This is a genomic window from Bradyrhizobium sp. USDA 4538 (assembly GCF_024171045.1).
Taxonomy (GTDB): Bacteria; Pseudomonadota; Alphaproteobacteria; order Rhizobiales; family Xanthobacteraceae; genus Bradyrhizobium; species Bradyrhizobium australafricanum.
In genome coordinates, this window is record NZ_JALJZE010000001.1 from 6,563,743 (window position 1) to 6,587,735 (window position 23,993).

Here is a 23,993-nt window from a genome sequence, read left to right on the forward strand (position 1 = left end):
AGCATGGCATCCCCGGCAGGCGCCGCGGCGTGTCCGGCCTGGCGCGATCCGGCGCGCTGGCAGACCGCGACCGATGTGGTCGCGGTCCTGATCGTGCTGTCGCTGCCGTGGTCGACCTCGCTGGTCGGCATCTTCGGCGTGGTGCTGCTGATCGCGATTGCGCCGACGGTCGATCTGAAGGCGTTCTGGGCGCTGCTGAAGCGGCCGATCTGCCTGGCGCCGGTCGCGTTGTTTTGCCTCGCGCTTGTCGGCACGCTCTGGTCGGACGCGGCCTGGGGCGCGCGATTCTACGCGGTCGGGCCGACCGCAAAGCTCCTCGTGCTGCCGGTCCTGCTCTATCATTTTCAGCGCTCGGCCCGCGGGACCTGGGTGTTCGTCGCTTTCCTCGTCTCCTGCACGCTCCTGATGCTGATGTCCTGGCTGGTGCTTGCCTATCCGCACCTCGCGCTGAGGGCGCCTGCGCCTGGCGAGCAGGGAGTCTTCGTCAAGAACTACATCGACCAGAGCCAGGAATTCACCTTATGCGCGGTCGCGCTGGCCTATCCGGTCGTGATGCTGCTGCGGGCCAAACGCTTCCTGCCGGCCATGTTGCTGATCGCGATCGCGCTCAGCCTGTTCGCCAACATGGCGATGGTGGTGGTGTCGCGGACTGCATTGGTGACGGTTCCGATTATGTTCGCGGTGTTTGCGCTGCTCCATCTGCGCTGGCGCAGCATCGTCCTGATCCTTTGCGCGGCCGCCGCGTTAGCCGTGGTGGCGTGGTATGGCTCACCGCAATTGCGCTGGACGGCCGAGTCATTCCAGCGCGACTACAAGCTCTACATGGAGCGCAACGAGCCGACCTCGGTCGGTCTGCGGCTCGAATTCTGGCGAAAGTCGCTCGGCTTCTTCGCCGAGGCCCCGGTCATCGGCCATGGCACCGGAGCGACCCGGGGCCTATTCGAGCGCGTGGCAACGGGTGGTGTGACCCAGGCCTCCGGCGAAGTGATCGGCAACCCTCACAATCAAACGTTGAACGTCGCCGTGCAGTGGGGCATTGTGGGTGTGGCGATCCTGTATGCGATGTGGCTGCTGCACCTCTTGCTGTTCCGCGGCGACGGTCTCGTCAACTGGATCGGGCTTCTCGTCGTAGTACAGAATATTACGAGTTCGTTGTTTAATTCACACATCTTCGACTTTCACGAAGGCTGGATGTACGTGCTGGGTGTCGGGGTCGCGGGCGGCATGGCGTTGAAGGGGCAATTGGGGGCCGATATGGAACCCGAACCTCCTGCTCGTCCATGATCGCTGGCAAGGGCGCTGCAGATACGCTATCAGCCTGCCAAATGTCTCACCGCAAACTCCCAGTTGCCGGCAACCCGTCCGTTAGATGACGCGTCTTTCACAATTTACCCTGCGCAACTTCCTGATTTTGCTGCATGACGCGCTCGCGACGACGTTTGCGTTGCTGGCGAGCTTCTATCTGCGTTTTGAGGGCAGCCTCCTTACCGATCGACTGCCGCATCTGCTGCTGATTCTGCCCTGGTTCGTGCTGTTCAGCATTTTCGTCAGCTATTTCTCCAATCTGACCACGGCGAAATGGCGCTTCACCTCGCTGCCGGACGCAGTGAATATCCTGCGGGTCGCATCCGTGCTGACGCTGGCACTGGTCGTGCTGGACTACGTCTACTTCTTCACCGGAACGAATTCGCAAAGCCCGGTGTTCCTCGGCCGGGTCACGATCATCCTGTTCTTCTTCCTCGAGGTGTTCGCGCTGAGCGCGTTGCGCCTCGGCTACCGTTATTTCCGTTATTCGCGCACGCGGCTGCATGCCCGATCCGACAACGCCGCGCCGGCGCTGCTGGTCGGACGTACGGCCGATGCCGAAGTCGTGCTGCGCGGCATCGAGAATGGTGCCATCAAGCGGCTCTGGCCGGTCGGTGTGCTCTCGCCGTCGGACGCCGACCGCGGCCAGATGATCCGCAACATTCCCGTGGTCGGCGGCGTCGACGACATCGAGGCCGTGATTCGGGATTTTGAGACCCGCCAGCGGCCGATCAAGCGCGTGGTCATGACACCGTCGGCCTTCGAACCCGAAGCGCATCCGGAAAGCGTGCTGATGCGCGCCAGGCGGCTCGGCGTGATGGTCAGTCGCCTGCCGTCGCTGGAGGGCGGCGACGCGCCGCGACTGACCAACGTCGCCGTCGAGGACCTGCTGCTGCGCCCAAGCCAGAAGATCGACTACGCGCGGCTCGAGACGCTGGTGAGGGGCAAGTCGGTCATCGTGACCGGCGGCGGCGGCTCGATCGGTGCCGAAATCTGCGAACGGGTCGCGACCTTCGGCGCCGCGCGCCTCCTGGTCGTGGAGAATTCCGAGCCGGCGCTCTATGCGGTTACCGAGGCGCTGTCCGCGCGCGACTCCGGCCCCGAGATCGAGGGCCGGATCGCCGATATCCGAGATCGCGAGCGCATCACGCGGTTGATGAGCGAGTTCAAGCCCGACATCGTGTTCCATGCCGCGGCGCTCAAGCATGTGCCGATCCTGGAGCGCGACTGGAGCGAAGGGGTCAAGACCAACATCTTCGGGTCGGTGAACGTGGCCGACGCCGCGCATGCCGCGGGCGCGAGCGCGATGGTGATGATCTCGACCGACAAGGCGATCGAGCCGGTGTCGATGCTGGGCCTGACCAAGCGGTTCGCCGAGATGTATTGCCAGGCGCTGGACCATGACCTGATGACCGAGGCAAAGGGCAAGCCGCACATGCGGCTGATCTCGGTGCGGTTCGGCAATGTGCTGGCGTCCAACGGATCGGTGGTGCCGAAATTCAAGGCGCAGATCGAGGCCGGCGGACCGATCACGGTAACCCATCCGGACATGGTTCGCTACTTCATGACGATCCGCGAGGCCTGCGATCTCGTGATCACCGCGGCGACGCACGCCGTGACGCCGGCGCGGCCTGACGTCTCGGTCTATGTGCTGAACATGGGGCAACCGGTGAAGATCGTCGATCTCGCCGAGCGGATGATCCGTCTGTCGGGCCTGCAACCCGGCGTCGACGTCGAGATCGTATTTAGCGGCATCCGCCCCGGCGAGCGGCTGAACGAGATCCTGTTCGCAAGCCAGGAGCCGACGCTCGAGATCGGGGTCGCCGGCGTCATGGCGGCCAAGCCGAACCAGCCTCCGATGTCGACGCTGCGCAAGTGGCTCGCGGCGCTGGAGGATGCGATCGAGAGAGATGACCGTGTGACCATCCGCGCCGTCCTTCAGGACGCCGTGCCCGAGTTCGGATCGAATGCCGCCTGACCGCGCCGTTCTGCGGACGCCGAGACAGGACCGTTTCGAAAGCCATTGATGCGTAGTTCTCGAAAAGTCGTGGTCGTCAGCCAGCACTATCCGCCGGACCACAGCACGACCGCCGCGATCATGTCTGCGATCGCCGAACGGATCGCGCAGGAGTCGGAGGTGATGGTGGTCTCCGGGATGCCGGGCTCGGCGCGGGCGCCGGCGCCCGGGCGTCCCGCCGTCGTCGAGATCAGGAACTGGCTGCCTGGAAAGGCGGCGCTGATCAAGCGCGCGCTGGCCGAGGCGCTGTTCACCGGCCGGATCTTTTTTGCGCTGTTGTCGCGCCTGAAGCGGGGCGACGTGGCGCTGACGGTGACCGCTCCCTTCGCGCTGCCCTATGCGGTTGCCGCCGCGGCAAGGTTGAAGGGGGCCAAGTCGGCGCTGATCCTGCACGACCTGTTTCCCGATGTGCTCGTGATGGCCGGGCTGCTGCGGCCGTCCTCGCTGGTCGCGCGGGCGATGCGCGCGATCAACGCGCTGATGTTCCGGGCCCTGAACGCTGTCATCGTGATCGGCCGCGACGCCGAGAAGCTGCTGCTGCGCTATGGCGGAATGACACAGGACAAGATCAGGTTCATCCCGAACTGGGCCACGCTCGCGCCCGGCAACCGTCCCGTGAGCCCCGACAATCCGTTTCGCAAGGCGATCGCCGCGCGCTTCGTCGTCGGGCTGTCCGGCAATCTCGGCTTCACCCACGATCCGGACATCGTGTTCGAGGCCGCGCGGCTGCTGCGTGACGAAGGCGAGATCCATTTTCTGCTCTCGGGGTGGGGCATCGGCTTCGCGCGGCTCAAGGAGCTGCGGGCCACCGCGCGGCTTGCCAACGTCACGCTGGTCGACCGCGTCGCGGACAGCGAGCTGGATGCGCTGCTCTCCAGCGCAGACGTCTGGCTCATTCCCTATCGCAAGGATGTCGCCGGCGTGTCGGTGCCGAGCCGGTTCTACAATCTGCTCGCTGCCGGCCGGCCCGTCATTCTCGTCTCCGAGCCAGAGGCCGAGGCTGCGCTCACCGTCAGCGAAAACCGGCTGGGCTGGGTCGTCACGCCGGGAAGGCCCGATCAACTCGCCGAAGCCATCCGCCTGGCGTCGCGATCGCGGGACGCCGCGATGGCCGAGCGCGCCGTCGCGACCGCGCGGAACTTCAGTCCCGAGCGGGCGCTCGCGAGCTACGCTGCGCTGGTCCGGGAGCTGCTATCCAATCGCGATGTGGAGCGGACGGTATGAATAATGGTCACCGGACGGTTCTGGTCACGGGCGCCAGCGGCTTTGTCGGCCGCCATGTGGTGCCCGCGCTGGCGCGCGGCGGCTGGGTGGTGCGACGCGCGGTGCGAACTCCACCGCGCGATGCAAACGACGTGATGATCGGCTCGCTCAGTCCCGCCACCGATTGGCGCGCCGCGCTCGACGGGGTGGAGGCGGTTGTGCATCTTGCGGCCCGCGTTCATCAGCAGTCCGACGAACGCGCGATAGAGCTCTATCGCAACGTCAATATCGAGGGCACGCTGCATTTGGCGCGGTCCGCGGTCGCTGCGGGCATTCGCGATTTCATTTTCGTCAGCACGATCCTGGTGCATGGGCGCAGCAATTACGGGCGTCCTCCGTTTCGCGAGGACGATGTCCTGACGCCGCGCGGCCTCTACGGAAACTCGAAGGCGGCCGCCGAGGTCGGCTTGAAGGAAATTGTGCCGGGCAGCGGCATGAGGGTGACCGTCATCAGGCCGCCGCTAATCTACGGGGCCGGTGCGAAGGGAAATTTCGCCCTGCTCAAGCGCGCGGTGCTCAATGGCTTGCCGCTACCGCTCGCTTATGTGAAGAATCGCCGCGCGTTCCTGTCGGCGGAAAACCTCGCGTCGTTCATCTTGCACCGGTTGTCGCACCCGGGAGATGATTTCGACGTGTTCCTGGTGGCTGACCGCGAGCAGGTCTCGACGCGGGAATTCGTCGAGCGTCTGGCCCGGGCGGCGGACACCTCGCCGCGTCTGTTCTGGCTGCCGCCGCTGCTGTTGAAGATGGCGCTCGGGATCAGCGGCCGCAAGGAAGCCTATGACAGCCTGTTCGCCTCGCTCGAGCTTGATCTTTCCAAGATCGCGGGCACCGGATGGCAGCAGCCGATCAGCCTCGACGAGGGGCTGCGGCGCGCGCTGCGTCAAACGGACAGCTGAGGCGATCAGAGCGGTCGGGAGAACCGCCGCAGCTGCCAGGCGACGGTGAGCGCGCCGGCCAGCAGCAGCGCGATGTCCGCAGTGAGCGAATTGAGGGCGACCGAGGTGAATGCGAGCAGCGCCAGCGCCGCGTTAAGCGCAAACACCTCGCCGACGACGCGCCACACCGTGAACCCGTTGTCGGTCGCGCGCTGGTAGAAGTGCGAGCGATGCGCGGCCCAGAATGGCTCGCGCCGCGCCATGCGGCGAAACAGCGTGACCGTCGCATCCGTCAAATAATACAGCGGCAGCAGCAGCGCGGCGGCGAACTGCCGGTGCAGGGCGAGCTCGAGCAGGCACCAGCCGAGCAGCAGGCCGATCGGCAGGCTGCCGACATCGCCGAGGAATATCCTTGCGACCGGTCGGTTGAACGGCGCGAAGCCGAGCAGCGCGCCGCACAGCGCTGCCGCGACCAGCGCGGGAGCTGCGGGGAGATAGCCGAAGCTGCCGAGCAGGGCGATCGCCACGGTGATCGGCACGGCCTCGGCCGCGGTCATCAGGTCGAGCCCGTCCATGAAGTTGACGAGGTTCACGAACCAGAGGCCGGCGATCAGCAGCAGGCCGCGTTCGAGCCAGACCGGGCCGGCCGGAACCAGCCTGAGACCATCAGGCGCGGAAAACACCACGGCCGCAACGGCGGCGGCCTGCAGCAGCAGCCGCGGGACGACGGGCAGCGAGCGGATGTCGTCGGCAAAACCCACCACCGCGATGAACAGGCAGGCCGCGAACACGATGAAGGGAATAGTCAGGTTCTGCGATCCGGCCAGGACGATGACGATTCCGCCCGCCAGCAGCGTCGCCGCCGTGACCGCGATGCCGGCACCCTGCGGCGTTGGAATACGGTGCGACGAGCGCGCATTCGGCTTCGCCAGCGCCACACGCAGCAGCAGCGGCCGCGTCGCCTGGATCAGGACAGCCGAGATCGACGCAGCCAGAACCGCCGCGATCAATGACAGGAGGATTTCGAAAGCGCTCATTCTGGTCCGGCTATTGCGATCCCGGGACTCGCGATTGCGATCCCGGGACTTCGATCGGTTCTGTGCCCTTGGCGGCCTTTTCCGGGCTCAGGATCCAGACCAGGCCGCCAAACACGCCAACCACGAACGATACCGCGCCGAATAACAGCGAGATGTTGACGCCTTCATTGGCGATCAATCCGGCGTAGCCGAAGGCCAGCGCCATCGTGGCCTCGCGTACGCCCCAGCCCGCGATCGAGATCGGCATCATCGTGATCAGCATCACCGGCGGCAACAATTGGAATATCTGGCCGAAGGTGACGGGCGCGGTGATCGATTTCACCACGCACCAGGCGATCACGACGGTCACCACGTGAATGGCGATCGAGAGAATTGCGACCCTCAATCCGCGCTTGCGGCTGAACAACACCCGGTTCGCGATGACCGCGCAGGCGTGGATGTGATGCGTCGCCCACCATTGCTTCAGCCAGACCCAAGGCAACACGCCGATCAGCAGGAAGCCAAATCCGGCCGCGAGTGCGGCGAGGTCGAGAAGCAGCAACGCCATCCAGCCGTGGGAATCAGAAATCAGCCGATAGCTCCATGGCAGGGTGGCGGCGATGACGACGGCGAGGGCGATCAGTCCGATCGCGCGGTCGACGAAAATCGAATAGGTGGCTGCGCGCCAGCCCGCACCGGCGCGCGCGACGAGCCAAAGCCGGACCGCGTCGCCGCCGATCGAGGACGGCAGTGTCTGGTTGAAGAAGGTGCCGATCACGTTGAAGCGCATGGCCTGGCCTGTCTCCAGCGGGGCTCCGCACTCCACGCTGATCTCCCGCCAGCGCAACACCCCGAGGAAGATCTGCAGGAACGTGACCGCGATCGCGAGGCCGAGCCAGCCCAGGCTCTCGGCCTGGATACGGGAGGCAAGGTCGTACAGATTGACCTTGCGCAGCGAGAAATAGAGCAGCGCTGCCGAGATCAGGATCTTGACGGTCGAAAGCAGGATTCGGCGCATTTCCGTTCGGCTGCCAGGTTTCAGAATGTGTCAAAAACAGCGCAAAACGCTTTCGCGCGCCCAAATTCGCCGCCTTGGTATGGTTTCCGCGCCGATCTGGCAATACCCGTACTGGTCCCTATTGCGGCAGGCGCGAAGGGGTGGCTAAAGAGGCCGGAACGGGGGACGGCCGGCCACTCACCGGGGGTTTACGTTACCGGTAAAATCCGACCAGACGCGCGGGGGGCGCGTGCTACTGCTTGGATAGTGCTTCCGAGGCGACAGGGCCGCCGGCCGCGACAGCCCGGGCCGATTTGGTGTGTCGTCCGCAGGCGGATACGACAGGACTTGCACGACAGGACTTGCACGACAGGATTTGAGGCATCGATGGATCGACGAATTATTCCCCTGATCATGTGCGGCGGCGCAGGCACGCGATTGTGGCCGGCGTCACGCGAGGTGCATCCGAAACAGTTCCTGTCGCTGTTCGGGGCCCGCTCGACCTTCCAGGAGACGCTGCTGCGGGTTTCCGACGCCGGCCTCTTCGAGCGTCCGATCGTGATCACCAACGAGGCCTATCGCTTCATGGTGCTGGAGCAACTGGCCGAGATCGGCCGCGAGGCCGACGTGCTGCTGGAGCCGATGCGTCGCGACTCGGGGCCGGCGATCGCGGCCGGTGCGGCGTTCGCGCAGAGCCGCGACAGCGAAGCGATCGTGCTGGCGCTGGCCGCCGACCATCTTGTGCGGGACACCGCGGCCTTCGTCGCCGCGTGCCGCGGCGGGTTGGTGGCCGCGGACGCCGGCCGCATCGTGACGTTCGGCGTCAAGCCGGAGCGGCCGGCCACCGAATACGGCTACATCAATCCGGGTGAGGCGGTCGCCGGCGAGGTGCGCACGGTGGCGAAATTCGTCGAGAAGCCGGATGCCGCGACGGCGGCGGGCTATATCGATGCAGGCTATCTCTGGAACAGCGGCAACTTCATGTTCCGGGCCGGCGTGCTGCTCGACGAGTACCGCAATGTCGATGCGGACAGTGTCGCCTCGGTGGAGCAGTCGGTTGCGTCGGCGGCGCGCGATCTCGGCTTCGTCAAGCTCGATGCGCAGGCCTTCGGCGCGGCGAAGGCGATCTCGATCGACTACGCGGTCATGGAGAAGACATCGCGTGCCGCGGTGGTGCCGGTGGCGTGCGGCTGGTCAGACATCGGCTCGTGGCGTCAGGTCTGGGAGCTGTCGGACAAGGACAGCCTCGGCAACGCTGCGCGCGGCACTGCGGTGTTCGAGGACTCCCGCAATTGCAACGTCTCGACCGACCGGGCGCTGGTTGCGCTCGAAGGCGTCGACGATCTCGTCGTGGTCGCGACCCAGGACGCCGTGCTGGTGTCACGCCAGAAGGACGCCAACGGGCTGAAGCGGCTGGTCGCGAAATTGAAAGTGGCGGCGCCGGAGGTGACCGAGAATCATATCAAGGTGCATCGCCCCTGGGGCTCCTATCAGTCGGTCGACAATGGCGATCGCCACCAGGTCAAGCGTATCGTCGTCAAGCCGGGCGGACGGCTGTCCCTGCAGAAGCACCATCACCGCTCCGAGCACTGGATCGTGGTGCGCGGCACCGCGCAGGTCACCGTCAACGAGCTGATCAAGACGGTGCACGAGAACGAATCGATCTACATCCCGATCGGCGCGGTGCACCGGCTGGAGAACCCGGGCAAGATCCAGCTCGAGCTGATCGAGGTGCAGACCGGCAGCTATCTCGGCGAGGACGACATCATCCGCATCGAGGATGACTATCGGCGCACCTGAGGCGAACGGGCCCCGCGCTCAAGATCGAGTCGCGGGCGATGTAACTCTTTGAATCAAAACGTGTCCGGATTTCGCCGTTGGCATTCGCCACATTTGTGACGCCGTGCTATAGCGGCTGCCAACGAAGCGGGTCGTGATTTGCGCCAAAGGCGCGGATCGGGCAGAGGGGCCTTGGTGCTGATTCCCTCGGAGCCGGGATGGCTCCCTGAGAAGCCGGGACAACCGCCAGAACGTTACTTGGGGTCTACGATATGAATGCAAAAGTGTCCGCAGCCGGCGCGAAGGCCGATATTGGCCGCGCATTGCGCGTCGGCGTGATCGGCGCCGGCGTGATGGGCAGCAACCATGCCCGCGTGCTGGCCGGACTGCCCGGGGTGCTGTTGATCGGCATCGTCGATCCGCTGCCGGAACATCGCACCCGCGCCATCGACCTGGTCGGCTGCCGCGCCTTCGAAAGCCTCGATCAGCTGTTCGCCGAGGGCATCGATGCGGTGACGATCGCAGCTCCCACCCATCTGCATCACGAGATCGCGCTCGCCTGCATCGCGCGCAACATTCACATCCTGGTCGAGAAGCCGGTCGCGTCCACGGTCGAAGAGGGCCGCGAGATCGTTGCGGCCGCCGAGCGGGCCGGCGTCACGCTGATGGTCGGCCATGTCGAGCGTTTCAATCCGGCGGTCGCCGCGATCAAGAAGGCGATCTCGGGCGAGGACATCCTGTCGATTGGCATCACCCGGGTCGGCCCGTTCCCGCCGCGAATGTCCAATGTCGGCGTCGTGATCGATCTTGCCGTGCACGACATCGATCTGATCCGCTGGTTCACCGAGTCCGATATCGTCGAGGTGCAGCCGCAGCTCTCGAGCGCCGTCGCCGAGCGCGAGGACATCGCGCTGCTGCAGTTCCGCACCGCTTCCGGCGTGCTCGCCCACATCAACACCAACTGGCTGACGCCGTTCAAGGCGCGCAACGTGACGGTCGCAACCCGCGGCAAGTATGTGATGGGCGATCTGCTCACGCGTCAGGTCACCGAATGTTTCGGCTTCAAGCCGGACGGCAGCTATTCGATGCGTCACCTGCCGGTCGGGCATGACGAGCCGCTGCGCGCCGAACTGATCGCCTTCCTCGACGCCGTACGCGGCGGCAAGCTGCCGGCGGTGTCCGGCGACGAGGGCGTGGCGAGCCTCGAGATCGCGATCCGCTGCCTGGAATCGCCCGCGCGGCCCGCCGCCTCGACGATGCGCAAGGGGCCGCGCCGCATCGCCAGCTAATTGCAACTTGAAAACACGCGCGAAAGCTTCATGAACCAACACATGCGTCCAGAGCCTGTTCCCTTCATAGACATTGCCGCGCAGCGCCAGCGGCTCGGCAAATCGGTCGATGATGCAGTCGCCCGCGTGCTCAACCATTGCCAATTCGTCAATGGCCCGGAAGTGACCGCGCTGGAGAAGGCGCTGGCGGACTATAGCGGCGCAAAGCATGTGGTGAGCTGTTCCAGCGGCACTGACGCGCTCTTGATGGTCCTGATGGCGAAGAATGTCGGGCCGGGCGACGCCGTGCTGTGCCCGTCTTTCACGTTCTGCGCGACCGGCGAAGCGGTGGCGCTCACCGGCGCGACACCCCTCTTCGTCGATGTGGACGAGACGACATTCAATATCGATATCAATTCGCTCAAGCGCGGGATCGCCACCGCGATGTCGCGTGGCCTAAAGCCGGTTGGTGTCATTCCAGTGGATTTGTTCGGCCAGAGCGCCGATCATGACGCGGTGGCTGCGGTTGCCGAAGCCGAAGGCCTGTTCGTGCTCGACGACGCCGCCCAGGGCTTTGGCGCGAGTTACAAGGGCCGCAAGCTCGGCACCTTCGGGCTTGCGACCGCGACCAGTTTCTTCCCGGCAAAGCCGCTCGGCTGTTTCGGCGATGGCGGCGCGATCTTTACCAATGACGACGAACTTGCGAACGCGCTACGCAGCATCCGTGTGCACGGGCAAGGCTCGGACAAATATGACAATGTCCGCCTCGGCCTCACCGGGCGGCTCGATACCATGCAGGCCGCGATCCTGCTCGAGAAGCTGAAGATTTTTGACGACGAGATCGTGGCACGCAACCAAGTGGCGGAGCGCTACGCGCGCGGACTCGGCAATATCGTGACCGTGCCTCGCCTTGCGCCAGGTTGCACCTCGGTGTGGGCGCAATACACAATCCGCCTGCCGAAAGGGGCCGACCGCGATGCCTTTGCCTCGACGCTGAAGACCCAAGGCATTCCGACGGCGATCTACTACACGAAGTCGATGCACCAGCAGACCGCTTACCGTGATTTCCCGGTCGCCGACGGCGGCCTAGCGATCAGCGAAAGCCTCTCCGACGACGTCATCAGCCTGCCGATGCACGCCTATCTCGACGAGGCGGCCCAGGACCGCGTCATCGCGGCTGTGCGCAGCGCGCTTTCAGCCTGATAGGAAACTTTTTCAGACCGCAATCATGCGCTAGAAGCAGCGCATGCTTGGACGCATCTTCACCGTCGGCGGCTATACCCTGCTATCGCGGGTCACCGGGTTCGCGCGCGACATCATGCTCGCGGCGATCCTCGGTGCCGGGCCGGTTGCCGACGCCTTCTTCGTGGCGCTGCGGCTGCCCAACCATTTCCGCGCGATCTTCGCCGAAGGCGCCTTCAACGCCGCCTTCGTGCCGGCCTATGCCCATGTCCATGGCGAGAAGGGCGAAGCGTCGGCGCGGCTGTTCGCCGACCGCATCTTCACGCTGCTGTTCGCCTCGCAGGTGATCCTGCTGGCGGTGGCGATGGCGTTCATGCCGCAGGCGATGAGCATCCTCGCGCCGGGCTTCACCGAGGACGCGGCGCAGCGCAAGCTCGCGATCGAGCTGACGCGGATCACGTTTCCCTATCTGCTGCTGATCACGCTGGTGACGCTTTATGGCGGCATGCTCAACGTGATGCATCGCTTCGCCAGCGCCGCCGCGGCGCCGATCTTCCTCAACCTCGCCATGATGATGACGCTGGCGCTCGCGGCGTTCTTCCCGAGCGCGGGCCACGCCGCGGCCTGGGGCGTCCTGATCTCGGGCTTCCTGCAATTCTTCCTGCTCGCCGGCGACCTCGCGCGCCATGGCGGCCTGCCGCGGTTCGCGCCCTTGAGGCTCGACGAGGACGTCCGCGGCTTCTTCCGCGCGCTGGGACCGGCGACGCTGGGCTCGATGGGCACCCAGGTGGCGCTGTTCGCCGACACCATCATCGCGACCTTCCTGCCCGCCGGCGCGCTGTCGGCGCTGTATTATGCCGACCGCCTCAATCAATTGCCGATCGGCGTGATCGGGATCGCGATCGGCACCGTGCTGCTGCCGGAGATGTCGCGGCGCCTGAGCGCCGACGATCACGCCGGCGCGATGGCCGCGCAGCGCCGCGCCTTCGATTTCACGCTGCTGTTCTCGGTGCCGTTCGTGGCGGCGTTCCTGACGGTCGCCGATCCGATCATGCGCGCGATGTTCGCCCGCGGCGCGTTCTCCAAGGCCGATGCGGCAAGCGCCGGGGCCACGCTCGCGGCCTATGCGGTGGGGCTCATTCCCTTCGTGATGATCCGCAGCGCGGTCGCGACCTTCTACGCTCGCAAGGACACCGCAACGCCGGTGAAAGCGGCGCTGACCGGGGTCGCGGTCAACGTCGCGCTGAAGATCGCGCTGGTCGGCACGCTGGCGCAGGTCGGCCTCGCGCTCGCGACCGCGGTCGGGGCCTGGGTCAATCTGCTGCTGGTGCTGACGTTTGCCGTGCGCCGCGGCTACCTCGCGCTCGATCGCGCGCTGATCCGCTCGTTCGGCACCTTCGCGCTGTGCGGCGTGCTGCTCGCGGTCGCACTGTGGCTGACCTCGCATTTCGCTTATGTGTGGTTCGCGCCGATGCAGATCTTTCGCGACGAACTGATCCTGCTGCTGCTGATTGCGGTCGGCGTCTTCGTCTACGCCCTCCTGATCCTCATGCTGTTCGGCCGCGGCTGGCTGTTCGCGCTCCGCCGCGTATAGTTTTACCTGTCAAATCAAATGCATAGGAGGCCGCTGTGTGATAGCGCCGCGCGCGGCGGAAAGCGGTTTGCGCTTCGGCGACAACCACGCCAATATGCGCAAAACACACCAAGGCAATTGGAGAGACGATGGCAGCTCCCATCAAATTCGGCGTCGGACAAAGTGTGCGGCGCAAGGAGGACGACGCTCTGATTCGCGGCAAGGGCCGCTACACCGACGACGTTGCACCGTCTCCCGCATTGCACGCGCTGATGCTGCGCTCGCCGCACGCGCACGCGACCTACACGATCGATGCCGGCAAGGCCCGCGGCATGCCCGGCGTGGCGCTGATCCTGACCGCCGCCGACGTCGCCGAACTCGGCGGCCTGCCGTGCCTGTTCAATCTCGAAACCGATCCGTTCACCGCACCGCCTTATCCGATCCTCGCCAAGGACGAGGTGCGCCATGTCGGCGACGCGGTGGCCTTTGTGGTCGCCGACACCGTCGATCATGCCCGTGACGCGATCGAGGCGATCGACGTCAAATGGACGCCGCTGCCGGCGGCGGTCGGCCTCGTCAATGCGGTGAAGAAGGACGCGCCGCAGGTGTGGCCGGACAAGCCCGGCAATGTGCTGTTCGACGTCTCGATCGGCGATAAGAAGGCCGCCGAGGACGCGTTCGCCAAGGCGCATGCGGTGGCCGAGATCACCATCGTCAATCCGCGCGTCATCACAAATTTTATGGAGACGCGCGCCGCGGTCGCGGAATACGACGCCAAGAAGGATCATCTGACGCTGACGATCGGCAGCCAGGGCAGCCACCGCCTGCGCGAGATCCTCTGCGACATGGTCCTGAAGATGCCGAAGGACAACATGCGGGTGATCTGCCCGGATGTCGGCGGCGGCTTCGGCACCAAGCTGTTTCCCTATCGCGAATATGCGCTGATCTCGGTGGCCGCGCGCAAGCTCAAGAAGAGCATCAAATGGACGGCCGAGCGCTCCGACCATTTCATGGGCGACGCGCAGGGCCGCGACAATCTCACCACCGCGAAGATGGCGCTCGCCGAGGACGGCAAATTCCTCGGCATGGATGTCGACCTGATGGGCGACATGGGCGCCTACCTCTCGACCTTCGCGCCCTACATCCCGCATGGCGGCGCCGGCATGCTGCCGGGCCTCTATGACATCCAGGCCTTCCACTGCCGGGTCCGCACCGTGTTCACCAACACGGTGCCGGTCGATGCCTATCGCGGCGCCGGCCGCCCGGAGGCCGCCTATGTCATCGAGCGCCTCGTCGATGCCGCTGCGCGCAAGCTCGGCATGACGCCGGACGCCATCCGGCGGAAGAACTTCATTCCGCCGAAGTCGCTGCCCTACACGACCGCGACCGGCAAGGTCTACGACTCCGGCGACTTCGTCGCGCATATGAAGCGCGCGATGGAGATTGCCAACTGGAAGGAATTTCCGAAGCGCGCCAAGGCCGCCAGGAAGGAGGGCCTGGTGCGGGGCATCGGCATGGCAAGCTATGTCGAGGTCTGCGGCACGATGGGCGAGGAGACCGCCAATGTGGCGCTCGATCCCAACGGCGACATCTCGATCCTGATCGGCACGCAGTCGAGCGGGCAGGGCCACCAGACCGCCTATGCGCAGATCGTCGCCGAGCAGTTCGGCGTGCCGCCCGAGCGCGTCCATGTGCTGCAGGGCGATACCGACAAGATCGCGACCGGCCTCGGCACCGGCGGCTCGGCATCGATTCCGTCCGGCGGCGTCAGCGTGCAGCGGGCGACGCATGATCTCGGCAACAAGCTGAAGGAGCTCGCGGCGCAGGCGCTGGAAGCCGGCGCCGGCGACCTCGAATTCGCCGACGGCCGCATCCGCATCGCCGGCACAGACCGCTCGATCAGCTTTGCCGATCTCGCCAAACGTCCGGGCGGCGATACGTCGAAGATGAATGCCAGCGCGACCTTCGCCAGCGCCGACGGCACCTATCCGAACGGCACCCATCTCGCCGAGGTCGAGATCGACCCCTCAACCGGCATCATCAAGATCGTCAGCTACGTCATCGTCGACGATTTCGGCGTCACGCTCAATCCGCTGATGCTCGCCGGCCAGGTTCACGGCGGCGCGATGCAGGGCATCGGGCAGGCGCTGATGGAGCAGGCGGTGTACAGCCCGACCGATGGTCAGCTCGTCACCGGCACCTTCATGGACTATGCGCTGCCGCGCGCCTCCGACGGGCCGTCCTTCGTGTTCGAGACCCATAACGTGCCCTGCACGACCAACCCAATGGGCGTGAAGGGCGCGGGCGAGGCCGGCGCGATCGGCTCGTGCCCGGCGGTCGTCAACGCGATCGTCGAGGGGCTGCATCGCGAGTACAAGATCGACCACATCGACATGCCCGCCACGCCGGAACGGGTCTGGATCGCGATCCGCGAGGCGCAGCGCCGCCATAATCTCTGATAAATTGTCGCAGGCGGAATGAAGATTCCGCCCGCGGTGTTTTGCAAACCAGGCCGGCCGCAGATCGCGGACCGGGACAGAGCGGAATTGAGGGGTTTTGCCGATGAAGCGGATTGTCGTCGTTGCTGCGGTGCTGGCGTTCGGTGCCGGTGCAGTCGTTGCACAGCAGGATCAAGTCAAGAAGACCCAGGCCATGATGAAGGACAATGGCAAGAATGCGGGTGCGCTGTCGGCGATCATCAAGGGCGAAAAGCCCTACGACCAGGCGACCGTCAATGCCGCGCTGGCCCAGTTCGAGGATACCGCCAAGCAGCTTCCGACGCTGTTCCCCGAGAGCATGAAAGGCGTCAAGCTGGAAGGCGATTACGCCCCTTCGCCGAAAATCTGGGAAGACAAGGCGGGCTTCGCGCAGCAGTCCGCGAGCTTCGCGAAGGTCGTCACCGATGCCAAGGGCAAGATCAAGGACGTCGATACGCTGAAGGCCGAGCTGGGCGTGATCGGCAAGCAGTGCGGCGGCTGCCACGAGACCTATCGCGTCAAGAAGGGCTGATCGCCATTCCATCAACGAAAAGGGCGGACGCTTTAGGGCGTCCGCCCTTTTTTGTGTCGGCCGTTTCTTGTTGGCGTTGCGTCGCGAACGATTACTTCGTCACTTGTTATTTGGTCACCTGGCCGCGGATCTCGCCGCCCGGATTGGCCGCAGTGTGAACGTTGACATAGTACTTGCCGGCGAGCAGATCGGCGGCCTGCGCGTCGGTCAGCGTGGCGCTGCCTTCGACCGGGCTCGACGTCGCGTTCGGGATCGCGACTGCGACACCGGAATTCTTGCCGGCCTCGGCGGGGCCGTGGAAATGCGCGGCGGTGGCCGGACCCGAGAGGCCGGAATAGGTCAGCTTCCAGCTCAGCTTCTTGCTGGCGGCATCGTAGTCGATGTCGGCGGTGCCGGTGGCGGTGCTGGTATTCGGCGGCACTTCGCTCTTGCTATCCAGCTTCGCCGTGAACTTCTCGGCAAAGGCCGGACCGGCAAGGGCGACGGCGGCGCCGAGCGTCAGTGTGGCAAGCAAGGTCTTGTTCGACATGGTTCTCTCCCCTTTGACGGCACAGGATGGTTGCAATCTTCAAACAGCAGTTTTTCGGATTTATTCCCCAAATGATCGTTGGGTGCGGCAAATTTGATGCGAGCTTGTCCGACTGGTTGCCATCATACTGGTCCATGAACTGACGCGACCAATGACGGATCGGTGAATGCTGCGACGAATTTTCCTCCTGGCGATTCTGGCCGGCGTAATCGGCTTTGGTGTGTTCTGGTGGCTGACGATCCCCGCGACCGTTGCCGCCGACGCGCTGCCTGCCTATCAGCCTGACCTGGCCAACGGCCTCACAACGTTCAATGCCGGGGGATGTTCCTCCTGCCATGCCGTGCCGAAGCAGGACGACCGCACGAAGCTCGGCGGCGGGCTCGCGATCCCCTCGCCATTCGGCACCTTCTATGCGCCGAACATCTCGCCCGACCCGAACGACGGCATCGGCCGCTGGAGCGAGGCCGATTTCGTCACCGCGGTCATGAAGGGCACCTCGCCATCGGGCGCGCACTATTTCCCGGCGTTTCCGTATCCGTCCTATCAGCACGCCAGGGTCAGCGATGTGCGCGACCTGTTCGCCTATCTGAAGACCTTGCCGCCGGTCGCCGGCAAGGTGCGCGACCACGATTTGCCGTTTCCCTTCAACATCAGGCGCAATGTCGGGGTCTGGAAATTCCTGTTCATGAACGGCAAGCCGTTCATCGCGGATGCAAGCCGCTCGGCGCATTGGTACCGCGGCGCCTATCTCGTCAACAGCTTCGGCCATTGCGCCGAGTGCCACAGCCCGCGCAATGTCCTCGGCGGCATCGTCACCGCGCAGCGCTTCGCCGGTGGTCCGAATCCGGAGGGCGAAGGCTGGGTGCCCAACATCACGCCGAGGGGGATCTCGGACTGGAGTGTGAAGGATATCGCCTATTTCCTCGAGAGCGGCCAGACGCCGGACGGCGATAGCGCGGGCGGATCCATGGTGCGCGTGATCCGCAACACCTCGCAACTGTCGTCGTCCGACCGCGACGCGATCGCCGAGTACATCAAGTCGCTGCCGCCGGTCGAGGGACCGCCGAAGCCGGTGAAGAAGGAGAAGGAGAAGGAATTGTAAAGCGGGATGGGTTTGGTTGAATCGGCTCGCCGCGGTTTCGGTTCACCTCTCCCAAGGGAGAGGTGAACTTTCGACGCCGTTCAAGCTCGACCTAAATCTCATCATGCTCTCGCGGGCGCGTCCTACTTCGCGCCGAACGCCTTGAAGGTGATGATCGTGAGGGTGTCCTGGATGCCCGGGATCACCTGAACCTTCTCGTTGATGAAATGGCCGATGTCGGTGTCGTGGTCGACGTAGAACTTGACCAGGAGGTCGTAGTTGCCCGCGGTGGAATAGATCTCGGACGCAATCTCGGCCTCCGCCAGTGCGTTGGCGACGGTGTAGGACTGGCCGAGCTTGCATTTGATCTGGACGAAGAAAGGAACCATCAAAGTCGTCTCCGGGGGATTTCCGTGACTATAGGCCCAAAACGGGCGGCCAAGGCAAGGGGCGAGGCAAGGGGTCAAGGTGAGCCAACTTGCGGTAAAGTCAGGCGAACTTGCTGCCGATCGGCGGCCGGGCTAGGACAGGCCATGGTCTTGTTCGTGATGGTCTCACTCGTATCAACCGCCGGTGCTGCAAGATGACGCCGGTCGCGCTCACCATTGCCGGCTCGGACTCCTCGGGCGGGGCGGGCATCCAGGCCGACCTCAAGAGCTTTGCCGCGCTCGGGGTCTATGGCGCCTCCGCGATCACGGCGCTGACCGCGCAGAACACCATGGGGGTCAGCGGCATCCATCCGGTGCCCGCGTCATTCGTCACCGCCCAGATCGATGCAGTGTTCTCCGACCTCGAGGTCGGCGCGGTCAAGATCGGCATGGTGGCGCAGGCCGACACGATCGCTGCGATCGCCGATGGGCTGAGGCGCTGGGCGCCGCGCCATGTCGTGCTCGATCCGGTGATGGTCGCAACCTCCGGTGATCGGCTGCTTGCCGCCGAGGCGGTCGATGCGCTGAAGGTCCTGCTGTTTCCGCTGGCCTCGCTGATCACGCCGAACCTGCCGGAAGTGGCGGCGCTGTTGAACGAGCCGGTCGCCTCAAGCGAGGCCGACGTCGAGCGACAAGGCAAGCGATTGCTGGCGATGGGATGTCGCGCGGTGCTGGTCAAGGGCGGCCATGGGCACGGCGCCGAGAGCATCGACTATCTGATCGACGCCGAGCACAGCATCGCGCTGGCTGCGCCGCGGATTGCGACCGCCAATACGCATGGCACCGGCTGCTCGCTGTCCTCGGCAATCGCCGCAGGGCTCGCGAAGGGCGAGAGCATGGAGACCTCCGTGCGCAACGCCAAGGCCTGGATCACGCAGGCGATCGCCGAAGCCGATCGCTTCGCCGTCGGCCACGGCCATGGGCCGGTGCATCACTTCCACGGATATTACTGACGCTCTTGTAGCCCGGATGGAGCGCAGCGAAATCCGGGACCAGTTCATCCGCGGATGCAGGACCCCGGATTGCGCTTCGCTCCATCCGGGCTACGCACCGCGCGTTGTTCCATCGCGCTGTGCAGGCAACACAACGCCTCTTCCACACAGCCGCGACCGCCGATGTCGCCAGATTGTCGCACGCTGCTGTTATCCGCAGGGAAGGGGCGTGCTGCTGATTCTCGTCAACTGTTTGTGGGGCCTTGGGTCGCGGGGATCGTCATCGCCTTGTCACAGGAATCTGTTAGGTGCACAGGCATGGGAAGTGACTCCTTGAGTGAAGAAAGTCCCGAGCGGCACTTTCGCACTTTGTTTATCTCCGATGTCCATCTCGGAGCCCGCGGTTCGCAAGCCGACCGCCTGCTCGACTTCCTCCGTTCTCACGATGCCGACACGATCTACCTCGTTGGTGATATCGTCGACGGCTGGGCGCTGAAGTCGAACTGGTACTGGCCGCAGACCCATAATGATTTCGTGCAGAAGATGCTGCGCAAGGCGCGCAAGGGCGCCAAGGTGATCTACGTCCCGGGCAACCACGACGAGTTCCTGCGCAAATATTACGGCACGCATTTCGGCGGCATCGACGTGGTGGAGAACACCGTTCACACCGGCGCCGACGGCAAGCGCTACCTCGTGATCCACGGCGACATTTTCGATCTCGTGGTGCAGAACGCGCGCTGGCTCGCCCATCTCGGCGACAAGGCCTACGACTTCGCGATCCAGATGAATCGCTTCGTCAACTTCTTCCGCAAGATGTTCGGCGTGCCGTACTGGTCGCTGTCGCAATGGGCCAAGCTGAAGGTCAAGAAGGCGGTGAATTATATCGGCGCGTTCGAGGCGACGCTTGCCGGCGAGGCGCGGCGCCACGGCTGCGACGGCGTGATCTGCGGCCACATCCACTACGCGACGATTCATGATGAGCACGGCATCCGCTACATGAATTGCGGCGACTGGGTGGAGAGCTGCACCGCGCTCGCCGAGCACGAGGACGGCCATTTCGAGATCATCACCTGGACCGACCCGGTGCGCCGGATCGCGCCGGTTCCGCGAGTGACGGCACGCGCTGCATGACGCATATCCTGGTCGCGACCGATGCGTGGCATCCCCAGGTCAACGGGGTTGTCCGCACGCTGACCATGATGGCACAGGCGGCGAAATCGCTCGGCGTCGAGGTGAGCTTCCTGACGCCGGACGAGTTCCGCACCTTCGCGATGCCGAGCTATCGCGATCTCCGGCTGGCGCTGCCCTACCGGGCCAAGGTCGCAAGTCTGATCGAGGCGGCGAGGCCCGACAGCATCCATATCGCGACCGAGGGCCCGATCGGGCTTGCGGTGCGCCGCTATTGCCGCAAGCGCGGCCTGCCGTTCACGACGAGCTTCCATACTCGCTTCCCCGAATACGTCTCGGCGCGGACGCCTGTCCCGGAAGCCTGGGTGTGGCGGGCGCTGCGCTGGTTCCACCGGCCGAGCCGGGCGGTGATGGCGGCGACCCCGGCGCTGGCAGCCGAGTTGCGTCAGCGCGGCTTCCGCAACGTGGTGCTGTGGTCGCGCGGCGTCGATACTGCGCTGTTCCATCCGCGCGACGTCGATCTCTGCCTGCCGCAGCCGGTCTATCTCAGCGTCGGCCGGGTGGCGGTGGAGAAGAATCTCGAGGCCTTCCTCGATCTCGATCTGCCGGGAACCAAGGTCGTGGTCGGCGACGGCCCGGCGCGGGCGGCGCTGGAGCGGAAATATCCGGACGCTGTGTTCCTCGGCGCCCGTCATGGGGAAGAATTGGCTGAGATCTACGCCGCGGCCGATGTGTTCGTTTTCCCGAGCCGTACCGATACGTTTGGTCTGGTGCTGCTTGAAGCATTGGCGAGCGGCCTGCCGGTTGCCGCTTTTCCGGTCACCGGTCCCCGCGACGTGATCGGCGCGGCGCCGGTCGGCGTGCTCGACGAGGATCTGCGCCATGCCTGCCTGGAGGCGCTCAGCATCCCGCGGCAGGCCTGCGTCGACTTTGCCGCGCTCCACACCTGGCAGGCGTCGGCCCGGGTGTTCATCGATCGCTGCATGAACGTCCGCCCCGCGCCGCCGGACGGCGAGGGGGAGGCGTTCGAATTTGGTGCCGAAGAGCACCATTTCGCCGTCCTGCCGACACCTCAGCCAAACTCGCACTAGTTGGGTCACGCTAAAGCGTCTTGCCCGCCAGCCCGGCGCCGCGATACAAATCGCGAATGACGGACACCGTTCTCAATCCACCCGTCGCTGCCGCGGACATCGATGCCGCCGCGAGGGTGGTCGCGCCGTTCGCGGTGCGCACGCCGCTCCTGACCTTCCCCGTTCTCAACGAACGCGTCGGCAGCCAGGTTTTCCTCAAGCCCGAAATGCTGCAGCGGACCGGATCGTTCAAGTTTCGCGGCGCTTTCAACAAGCTCGCCTCGATCCCGCAGGACAAGCGGAGCGGCGGCGTCGTCGCGTTCTCCTCGGGCAACCACGCCCAGGGCGTCGCCGCGGCGGCCAAGATCCTCAACATGCAGGCGACCATCGTGATGCCCGCGGACTCGCCGATCACCAAGCGCGAGCGCACCAAATCCTATGGCGCCGAAGTCGTGCTCTACGACCGCGATCGCGACGACCGCGAGGCGATCGCCAACGGCATTGCCGGCAAGCGCGGCGCGACCTTGGTGCGCCCCTACGACGATCCCTTCGTGATCGCGGGCCAGGGCACCGCCGGCCGCGAGATCGCCGAGGACATGGCTGCGCTCGGACTGACGCCCGACATCGTGGTCGCGCCGGCTTCGGGTGGCGGATTGATCGCGGGCGTTGCGACCGCGGTGAAGGCGAAATATCCGCGAGCCCAGGTGATCGTCGCCGAGCCCGCGGGCTATGACGATCATGCCCTTTCGCTCAAGGTCGGGCATCGCGAGGCGCATGCGGTTGCGCCGCGCACCATCTGCGATGCGCTGATGGCGATGATGCCGGGCGAACTGACCTTCGCCATCAATAGCAAGCTGCTCGCGAATGGCGTCAGCGCCTCCGACGACGAGGTCGGCGCCGCCGTCGCCTTCGCCTACCGCGAGCTCAAGCTCGTGGTGGAGCCCGGCGGCGCGGTCGGGCTCGCGGCGCTGCTTGCCGGGCGGATCGATACCAAGGGCAAGAACGTCGTGATCGTGCTGTCGGGCGGCAATGTCGACGCCGACCTGTTCGCGAAACTGGTTGCCTGACACCGGGTTAGGCACAGATGCTGCCGCGGTACATGAGCTGGTTCACGTGCGTGCGCAGGTCCATGGGACATGAATGCTTCGCGCGCCAGTCGTCGTGCGCGGGTCAAGCCCGGCAATGACAGGATATGAACAGTCGAGGTTACGAGAAGAACGCGATCTTCTCAGCCTGGCTCATGCGGCGGATCGGCGCGAGTGGATCGTTGGCCGCGACGCTTGGCCTTTTCAGCAGGCCGCTGGCGATGATGGTCGAACCGAGTGAGATCTCTGCTGCGGGAGCAGGGGCAGGCTCAACGGCGGGCCGGAGAGGCGGCGGCATCACCAGAGTTTCGGCAATCGGCGCCACAGCCACCGGCGGCGGCTTGATCTTGACTTCTGCCCTGACCTCGACCTTCGGCGCCGGTGCAGGCTCGGGCTGAATGGCCGGCGCAACCATTTCGGGCTCGGCCGCCATCGCCTCAGCGACGTCCATCGCTTCGGCGACGCGCATCTCCTCGGCGGCACGCATTTCCTCGGCGATAGCCTCCTCGTCGATCGGATCGGGCGCACCCATCTCCATCGCGATCAGGTCGAGCACCGCCTCGTCATGGGCGTCGGCCGTCGCTTCGTCGGTGACGCGGGCGAGTTCCGCGGCTTCGGCTTCGGCCAGCGCGGCTTCAGCTTTGATCCAGGCTTCGCTCGGCTGCGGCATCACGGCCGTAGCGGCCTCAGTGCCGGGCACGGCGGCGGGAATCGCGGCTTCGACGATCGGCGCCGCAGCGGCCTCCTGAGGCGGCACCGGCGGCGTAGCGGGCATATCGGGACCTGCACTTTCGGCCACCGGTGGCGGCGTGGGGGCCGCTGCCGGCGGCTCCGCAACCGGCGCCTCGGCCACGTCAGGCTCGGCCGCAGGCGTCGCCGCCTTGTCCGGATCGAACTCGCTGAGCCGGCGCGCCAGCGCCGCGAAGGCGGCATCCAGCACAGCCTTGGCGTCGTTCATCGAGACCTCGGCGGCGCCGGCCTCGATCGCGCTGACCTGCGAATCGATGATGTCGCAGATCCGGCCGTCATTGCCGATCTCGCGCAGCCGCCAGGAGATCTCCCTGATCACCCGCACGCCCTTGCGCACCGGTGCGAGGCTTTGCTCGAAGCTGATGCCGTCGACCGCGGCGATGGCGGAGGCCTGGGTAGCTTCGATTGCGCCGCGCAGGGCGGCCAGCGCCTGCGCCAGTTGCTCGTCCCTGATCGCCGCGGCGGCGGCTTGCCGCTGCGCACTGAGGCTTTCCTCGATCCGCGCCACGGCATCGAGCACCATGCGGGTATCGGCATTGCGGTTGCGCTTGGCGTATTCGCCGAGGAACCAGCGGCCCCGCGAGGTCTCCATGAAGGCCGCGCTGATCGCGGCATAGTCCTCCTCGCTCGGCAGGGCCGCGCGGGCGGATATCGGCGACAGGGCGAATGCTTCCTCGGCCATCACAATCTCTCCGCGCAAATC

At 65.4% G+C, this 23,993-nt stretch carries 20 protein-coding genes; 15 read left to right on the forward strand and 5 right to left on the reverse strand.

The features are described 5' to 3' along the window. Nucleotides 1-3: 3 nt before the first annotated feature. The 4 genes from J2R78_RS29785 (at nucleotide 4) to J2R78_RS29800 (ending at nucleotide 5,484) form a co-directional block, all read left to right on the forward strand. Nucleotides 4-1,284, forward strand: coding sequence for an O-antigen ligase (locus J2R78_RS29785; protein ID WP_253607829.1), 1,281 nt, complete (start codon nucleotides 4-6; stop codon nucleotides 1,282-1,284). Between the two features lie 85 nt (nucleotides 1,285-1,369). Further along, nucleotides 1,370-3,283 (forward strand): nucleoside-diphosphate sugar epimerase/dehydratase, encoded by a 1,914-nt coding sequence (locus J2R78_RS29790; protein ID WP_028338296.1) that lies wholly within the window; start codon nucleotides 1,370-1,372, stop codon nucleotides 3,281-3,283. Nucleotides 3,284-3,331: 48 nt separating this feature from the next. After that, nucleotides 3,332-4,546, forward strand: a complete 1,215-nt coding sequence (locus tag J2R78_RS29795; protein WP_253607830.1) for a glycosyltransferase family 4 protein — start codon at nucleotides 3,332-3,334, stop codon at nucleotides 4,544-4,546. After that, nucleotides 4,543-5,484 carry an NAD-dependent epimerase/dehydratase family protein gene (locus J2R78_RS29800; protein WP_253607831.1) on the forward strand — a complete coding sequence of 314 codons (942 nt, stop codon included), beginning with the start codon at nucleotides 4,543-4,545 and terminating at the stop codon, nucleotides 5,482-5,484. Before J2R78_RS29795 ends, J2R78_RS29800 begins: the two co-directional genes overlap by 4 nt. 5 nt (nucleotides 5,485-5,489) lie before the next feature. Here the strand turns inward: J2R78_RS29800 and J2R78_RS29805 are convergent, their stop codons facing one another. Continuing rightward, on the reverse strand, nucleotides 5,490-6,500 hold the full coding sequence (locus tag J2R78_RS29805; protein WP_253607832.1) for a glycosyl transferase: 1,011 nt from the start codon (nucleotides 6,498-6,500) through the stop codon (nucleotides 5,490-5,492). Between the two features lie 10 nt (nucleotides 6,501-6,510). Next, a complete protein-coding gene (locus J2R78_RS29810; protein ID WP_253607833.1) occupies nucleotides 6,511-7,497 on the reverse strand; it encodes a lysylphosphatidylglycerol synthase transmembrane domain-containing protein in 987 nt (328 codons plus the stop codon). Between the two features lie 366 nt (nucleotides 7,498-7,863). Between J2R78_RS29810 and J2R78_RS29815 the strand changes: the two genes are divergently transcribed. The 6 genes from J2R78_RS29815 to J2R78_RS29840 all read left to right on the forward strand — a co-directional run bounded on the left by J2R78_RS29815 (nucleotide 7,864) and on the right by J2R78_RS29840 (nucleotide 16,287). After that, nucleotides 7,864-9,276, forward strand: a complete 1,413-nt coding sequence (locus tag J2R78_RS29815) for a mannose-1-phosphate guanylyltransferase/mannose-6-phosphate isomerase (protein WP_028341623.1) — start codon at nucleotides 7,864-7,866, stop codon at nucleotides 9,274-9,276. A 251-nt stretch (nucleotides 9,277-9,527) separates the two neighbouring features. Then, nucleotides 9,528-10,544: a Gfo/Idh/MocA family protein gene (locus J2R78_RS29820; protein ID WP_229159034.1), complete on the forward strand. Its 1,017-nt coding sequence runs from the start codon at nucleotides 9,528-9,530 to the stop codon at nucleotides 10,542-10,544. Between the two features lie 30 nt (nucleotides 10,545-10,574). Further along, a complete protein-coding gene (locus J2R78_RS29825; protein ID WP_229159036.1) occupies nucleotides 10,575-11,726 on the forward strand; it encodes a DegT/DnrJ/EryC1/StrS aminotransferase family protein in 1,152 nt (383 codons plus the stop codon). A 43-nt stretch (nucleotides 11,727-11,769) separates the two neighbouring features. Further along, complete coding sequence (gene murJ, locus J2R78_RS29830; RefSeq protein WP_253607834.1) at nucleotides 11,770-13,299, forward strand: murein biosynthesis integral membrane protein MurJ; 1,530 nt, start codon at nucleotides 11,770-11,772, stop codon at nucleotides 13,297-13,299. A gap of 128 nt (nucleotides 13,300-13,427) precedes the next feature. After that, entirely contained in the window at nucleotides 13,428-15,737 is a 2,310-nt protein-coding gene (locus J2R78_RS29835; RefSeq protein WP_253607835.1) for a xanthine dehydrogenase family protein molybdopterin-binding subunit, read from the forward strand. A gap of 103 nt (nucleotides 15,738-15,840) precedes the next feature. Continuing rightward, a complete protein-coding gene (locus J2R78_RS29840; RefSeq protein ID WP_141340701.1) occupies nucleotides 15,841-16,287 on the forward strand; it encodes a cytochrome c in 447 nt (148 codons plus the stop codon). A gap of 106 nt (nucleotides 16,288-16,393) precedes the next feature. Here J2R78_RS29840 and J2R78_RS29845 read toward each other — a convergent pair whose 3' ends face one another. Beyond that, a complete protein-coding gene (locus J2R78_RS29845) occupies nucleotides 16,394-16,816 on the reverse strand; it encodes a CHRD domain-containing protein (RefSeq protein ID WP_253607836.1) in 423 nt (140 codons plus the stop codon). Nucleotides 16,817-16,982: 166 nt separating this feature from the next. Between J2R78_RS29845 and J2R78_RS29850 the strand changes: the two genes are divergently transcribed. Further along, complete coding sequence (locus tag J2R78_RS29850) at nucleotides 16,983-17,918, forward strand: cytochrome c (protein WP_253607837.1); 936 nt, start codon at nucleotides 16,983-16,985, stop codon at nucleotides 17,916-17,918. 122 nt (nucleotides 17,919-18,040) lie between these two features. On the opposite strand, the gene J2R78_RS29855 is transcribed toward J2R78_RS29850, so the two are convergent. After that, nucleotides 18,041-18,286, reverse strand: a complete 246-nt coding sequence (locus tag J2R78_RS29855; protein ID WP_016845986.1) for an Lrp/AsnC ligand binding domain-containing protein — start codon at nucleotides 18,284-18,286, stop codon at nucleotides 18,041-18,043. A gap of 194 nt (nucleotides 18,287-18,480) precedes the next feature. On the opposite strand from J2R78_RS29855, the gene thiD reads away from it, so the two are divergent. The 4 genes from thiD (at nucleotide 18,481) to J2R78_RS29875 (ending at nucleotide 22,522) form a co-directional block, all read left to right on the forward strand. Beyond that, entirely contained in the window at nucleotides 18,481-19,278 is a 798-nt protein-coding gene (gene thiD, locus J2R78_RS29860; RefSeq protein WP_168855027.1) for a bifunctional hydroxymethylpyrimidine kinase/phosphomethylpyrimidine kinase, read from the forward strand. A 297-nt stretch (nucleotides 19,279-19,575) separates the two neighbouring features. Continuing rightward, nucleotides 19,576-20,388, forward strand: a complete 813-nt coding sequence (locus J2R78_RS29865; RefSeq protein ID WP_026193024.1) for a UDP-2,3-diacylglucosamine diphosphatase — start codon at nucleotides 19,576-19,578, stop codon at nucleotides 20,386-20,388. Then, entirely contained in the window at nucleotides 20,385-21,476 is a 1,092-nt protein-coding gene (locus J2R78_RS29870) for a glycosyltransferase family 1 protein (protein ID WP_253607838.1), read from the forward strand. Before J2R78_RS29865 ends, J2R78_RS29870 begins: the two co-directional genes overlap by 4 nt. A 56-nt stretch (nucleotides 21,477-21,532) precedes the next feature. Beyond that, nucleotides 21,533-22,522 carry a threonine/serine dehydratase gene (locus J2R78_RS29875; protein WP_253607839.1) on the forward strand — a complete coding sequence of 330 codons (990 nt, stop codon included), beginning with the start codon at nucleotides 21,533-21,535 and terminating at the stop codon, nucleotides 22,520-22,522. Nucleotides 22,523-22,661: 139 nt separating this feature from the next. On the opposite strand, the gene J2R78_RS29880 is transcribed toward J2R78_RS29875, so the two are convergent. After that, complete coding sequence (locus J2R78_RS29880) at nucleotides 22,662-23,972, reverse strand: hypothetical protein (protein ID WP_253607840.1); 1,311 nt, start codon at nucleotides 23,970-23,972, stop codon at nucleotides 22,662-22,664. Between the last annotated feature and the right edge of the window lie 21 nt (nucleotides 23,973-23,993).

Excerpts from the sequence above, each read along its gene's own strand:
- J2R78_RS29785 (WP_253607829.1), top strand. The coding sequence starts at position 4 with ATGGCATCCCCGGCAGGCGCCGCGGCGTGTCCGGCCTGGCGCGATCCG.
- J2R78_RS29790 (WP_028338296.1), top strand. The coding sequence starts at position 1,370 with ATGACGCGTCTTTCACAATTTACCCTGCGCAACTTCCTGATTTTGCTG.
- J2R78_RS29795 (WP_253607830.1), top strand. The coding sequence starts at position 3,332 with ATGCGTAGTTCTCGAAAAGTCGTGGTCGTCAGCCAGCACTATCCGCCG.
- J2R78_RS29800 (WP_253607831.1), top strand. The coding sequence starts at position 4,543 with ATGAATAATGGTCACCGGACGGTTCTGGTCACGGGCGCCAGCGGCTTT.
- J2R78_RS29805 (WP_253607832.1), bottom strand. The coding sequence starts at position 6,500 with ATGAGCGCTTTCGAAATCCTCCTGTCATTGATCGCGGCGGTTCTGGCT.
- J2R78_RS29810 (WP_253607833.1), bottom strand. The coding sequence starts at position 7,497 with ATGCGCCGAATCCTGCTTTCGACCGTCAAGATCCTGATCTCGGCAGCG.
- J2R78_RS29815 (WP_028341623.1), top strand. The coding sequence starts at position 7,864 with ATGGATCGACGAATTATTCCCCTGATCATGTGCGGCGGCGCAGGCACG.
- J2R78_RS29820 (WP_229159034.1), top strand. The coding sequence starts at position 9,528 with ATGAATGCAAAAGTGTCCGCAGCCGGCGCGAAGGCCGATATTGGCCGC.
- J2R78_RS29825 (WP_229159036.1), top strand. The coding sequence starts at position 10,575 with ATGAACCAACACATGCGTCCAGAGCCTGTTCCCTTCATAGACATTGCC.
- murJ (WP_253607834.1), top strand. The coding sequence starts at position 11,770 with ATGCTTGGACGCATCTTCACCGTCGGCGGCTATACCCTGCTATCGCGG.
- J2R78_RS29835 (WP_253607835.1), top strand. The coding sequence starts at position 13,428 with ATGGCAGCTCCCATCAAATTCGGCGTCGGACAAAGTGTGCGGCGCAAG.
- J2R78_RS29840 (WP_141340701.1), top strand. The coding sequence starts at position 15,841 with ATGAAGCGGATTGTCGTCGTTGCTGCGGTGCTGGCGTTCGGTGCCGGT.
- J2R78_RS29845 (WP_253607836.1), bottom strand. The coding sequence starts at position 16,816 with ATGTCGAACAAGACCTTGCTTGCCACACTGACGCTCGGCGCCGCCGTC.
- J2R78_RS29850 (WP_253607837.1), top strand. The coding sequence starts at position 16,983 with ATGCTGCGACGAATTTTCCTCCTGGCGATTCTGGCCGGCGTAATCGGC.
- J2R78_RS29855 (WP_016845986.1), bottom strand. The coding sequence starts at position 18,286 with ATGGTTCCTTTCTTCGTCCAGATCAAATGCAAGCTCGGCCAGTCCTAC.
- thiD (WP_168855027.1), top strand. The coding sequence starts at position 18,481 with ATGACGCCGGTCGCGCTCACCATTGCCGGCTCGGACTCCTCGGGCGGG.
- J2R78_RS29865 (WP_026193024.1), top strand. The coding sequence starts at position 19,576 with ATGGGAAGTGACTCCTTGAGTGAAGAAAGTCCCGAGCGGCACTTTCGC.
- J2R78_RS29870 (WP_253607838.1), top strand. The coding sequence starts at position 20,385 with ATGACGCATATCCTGGTCGCGACCGATGCGTGGCATCCCCAGGTCAAC.
- J2R78_RS29875 (WP_253607839.1), top strand. The coding sequence starts at position 21,533 with ATGACGGACACCGTTCTCAATCCACCCGTCGCTGCCGCGGACATCGAT.
- J2R78_RS29880 (WP_253607840.1), bottom strand. The coding sequence starts at position 23,972 with ATGGCCGAGGAAGCATTCGCCCTGTCGCCGATATCCGCCCGCGCGGCC.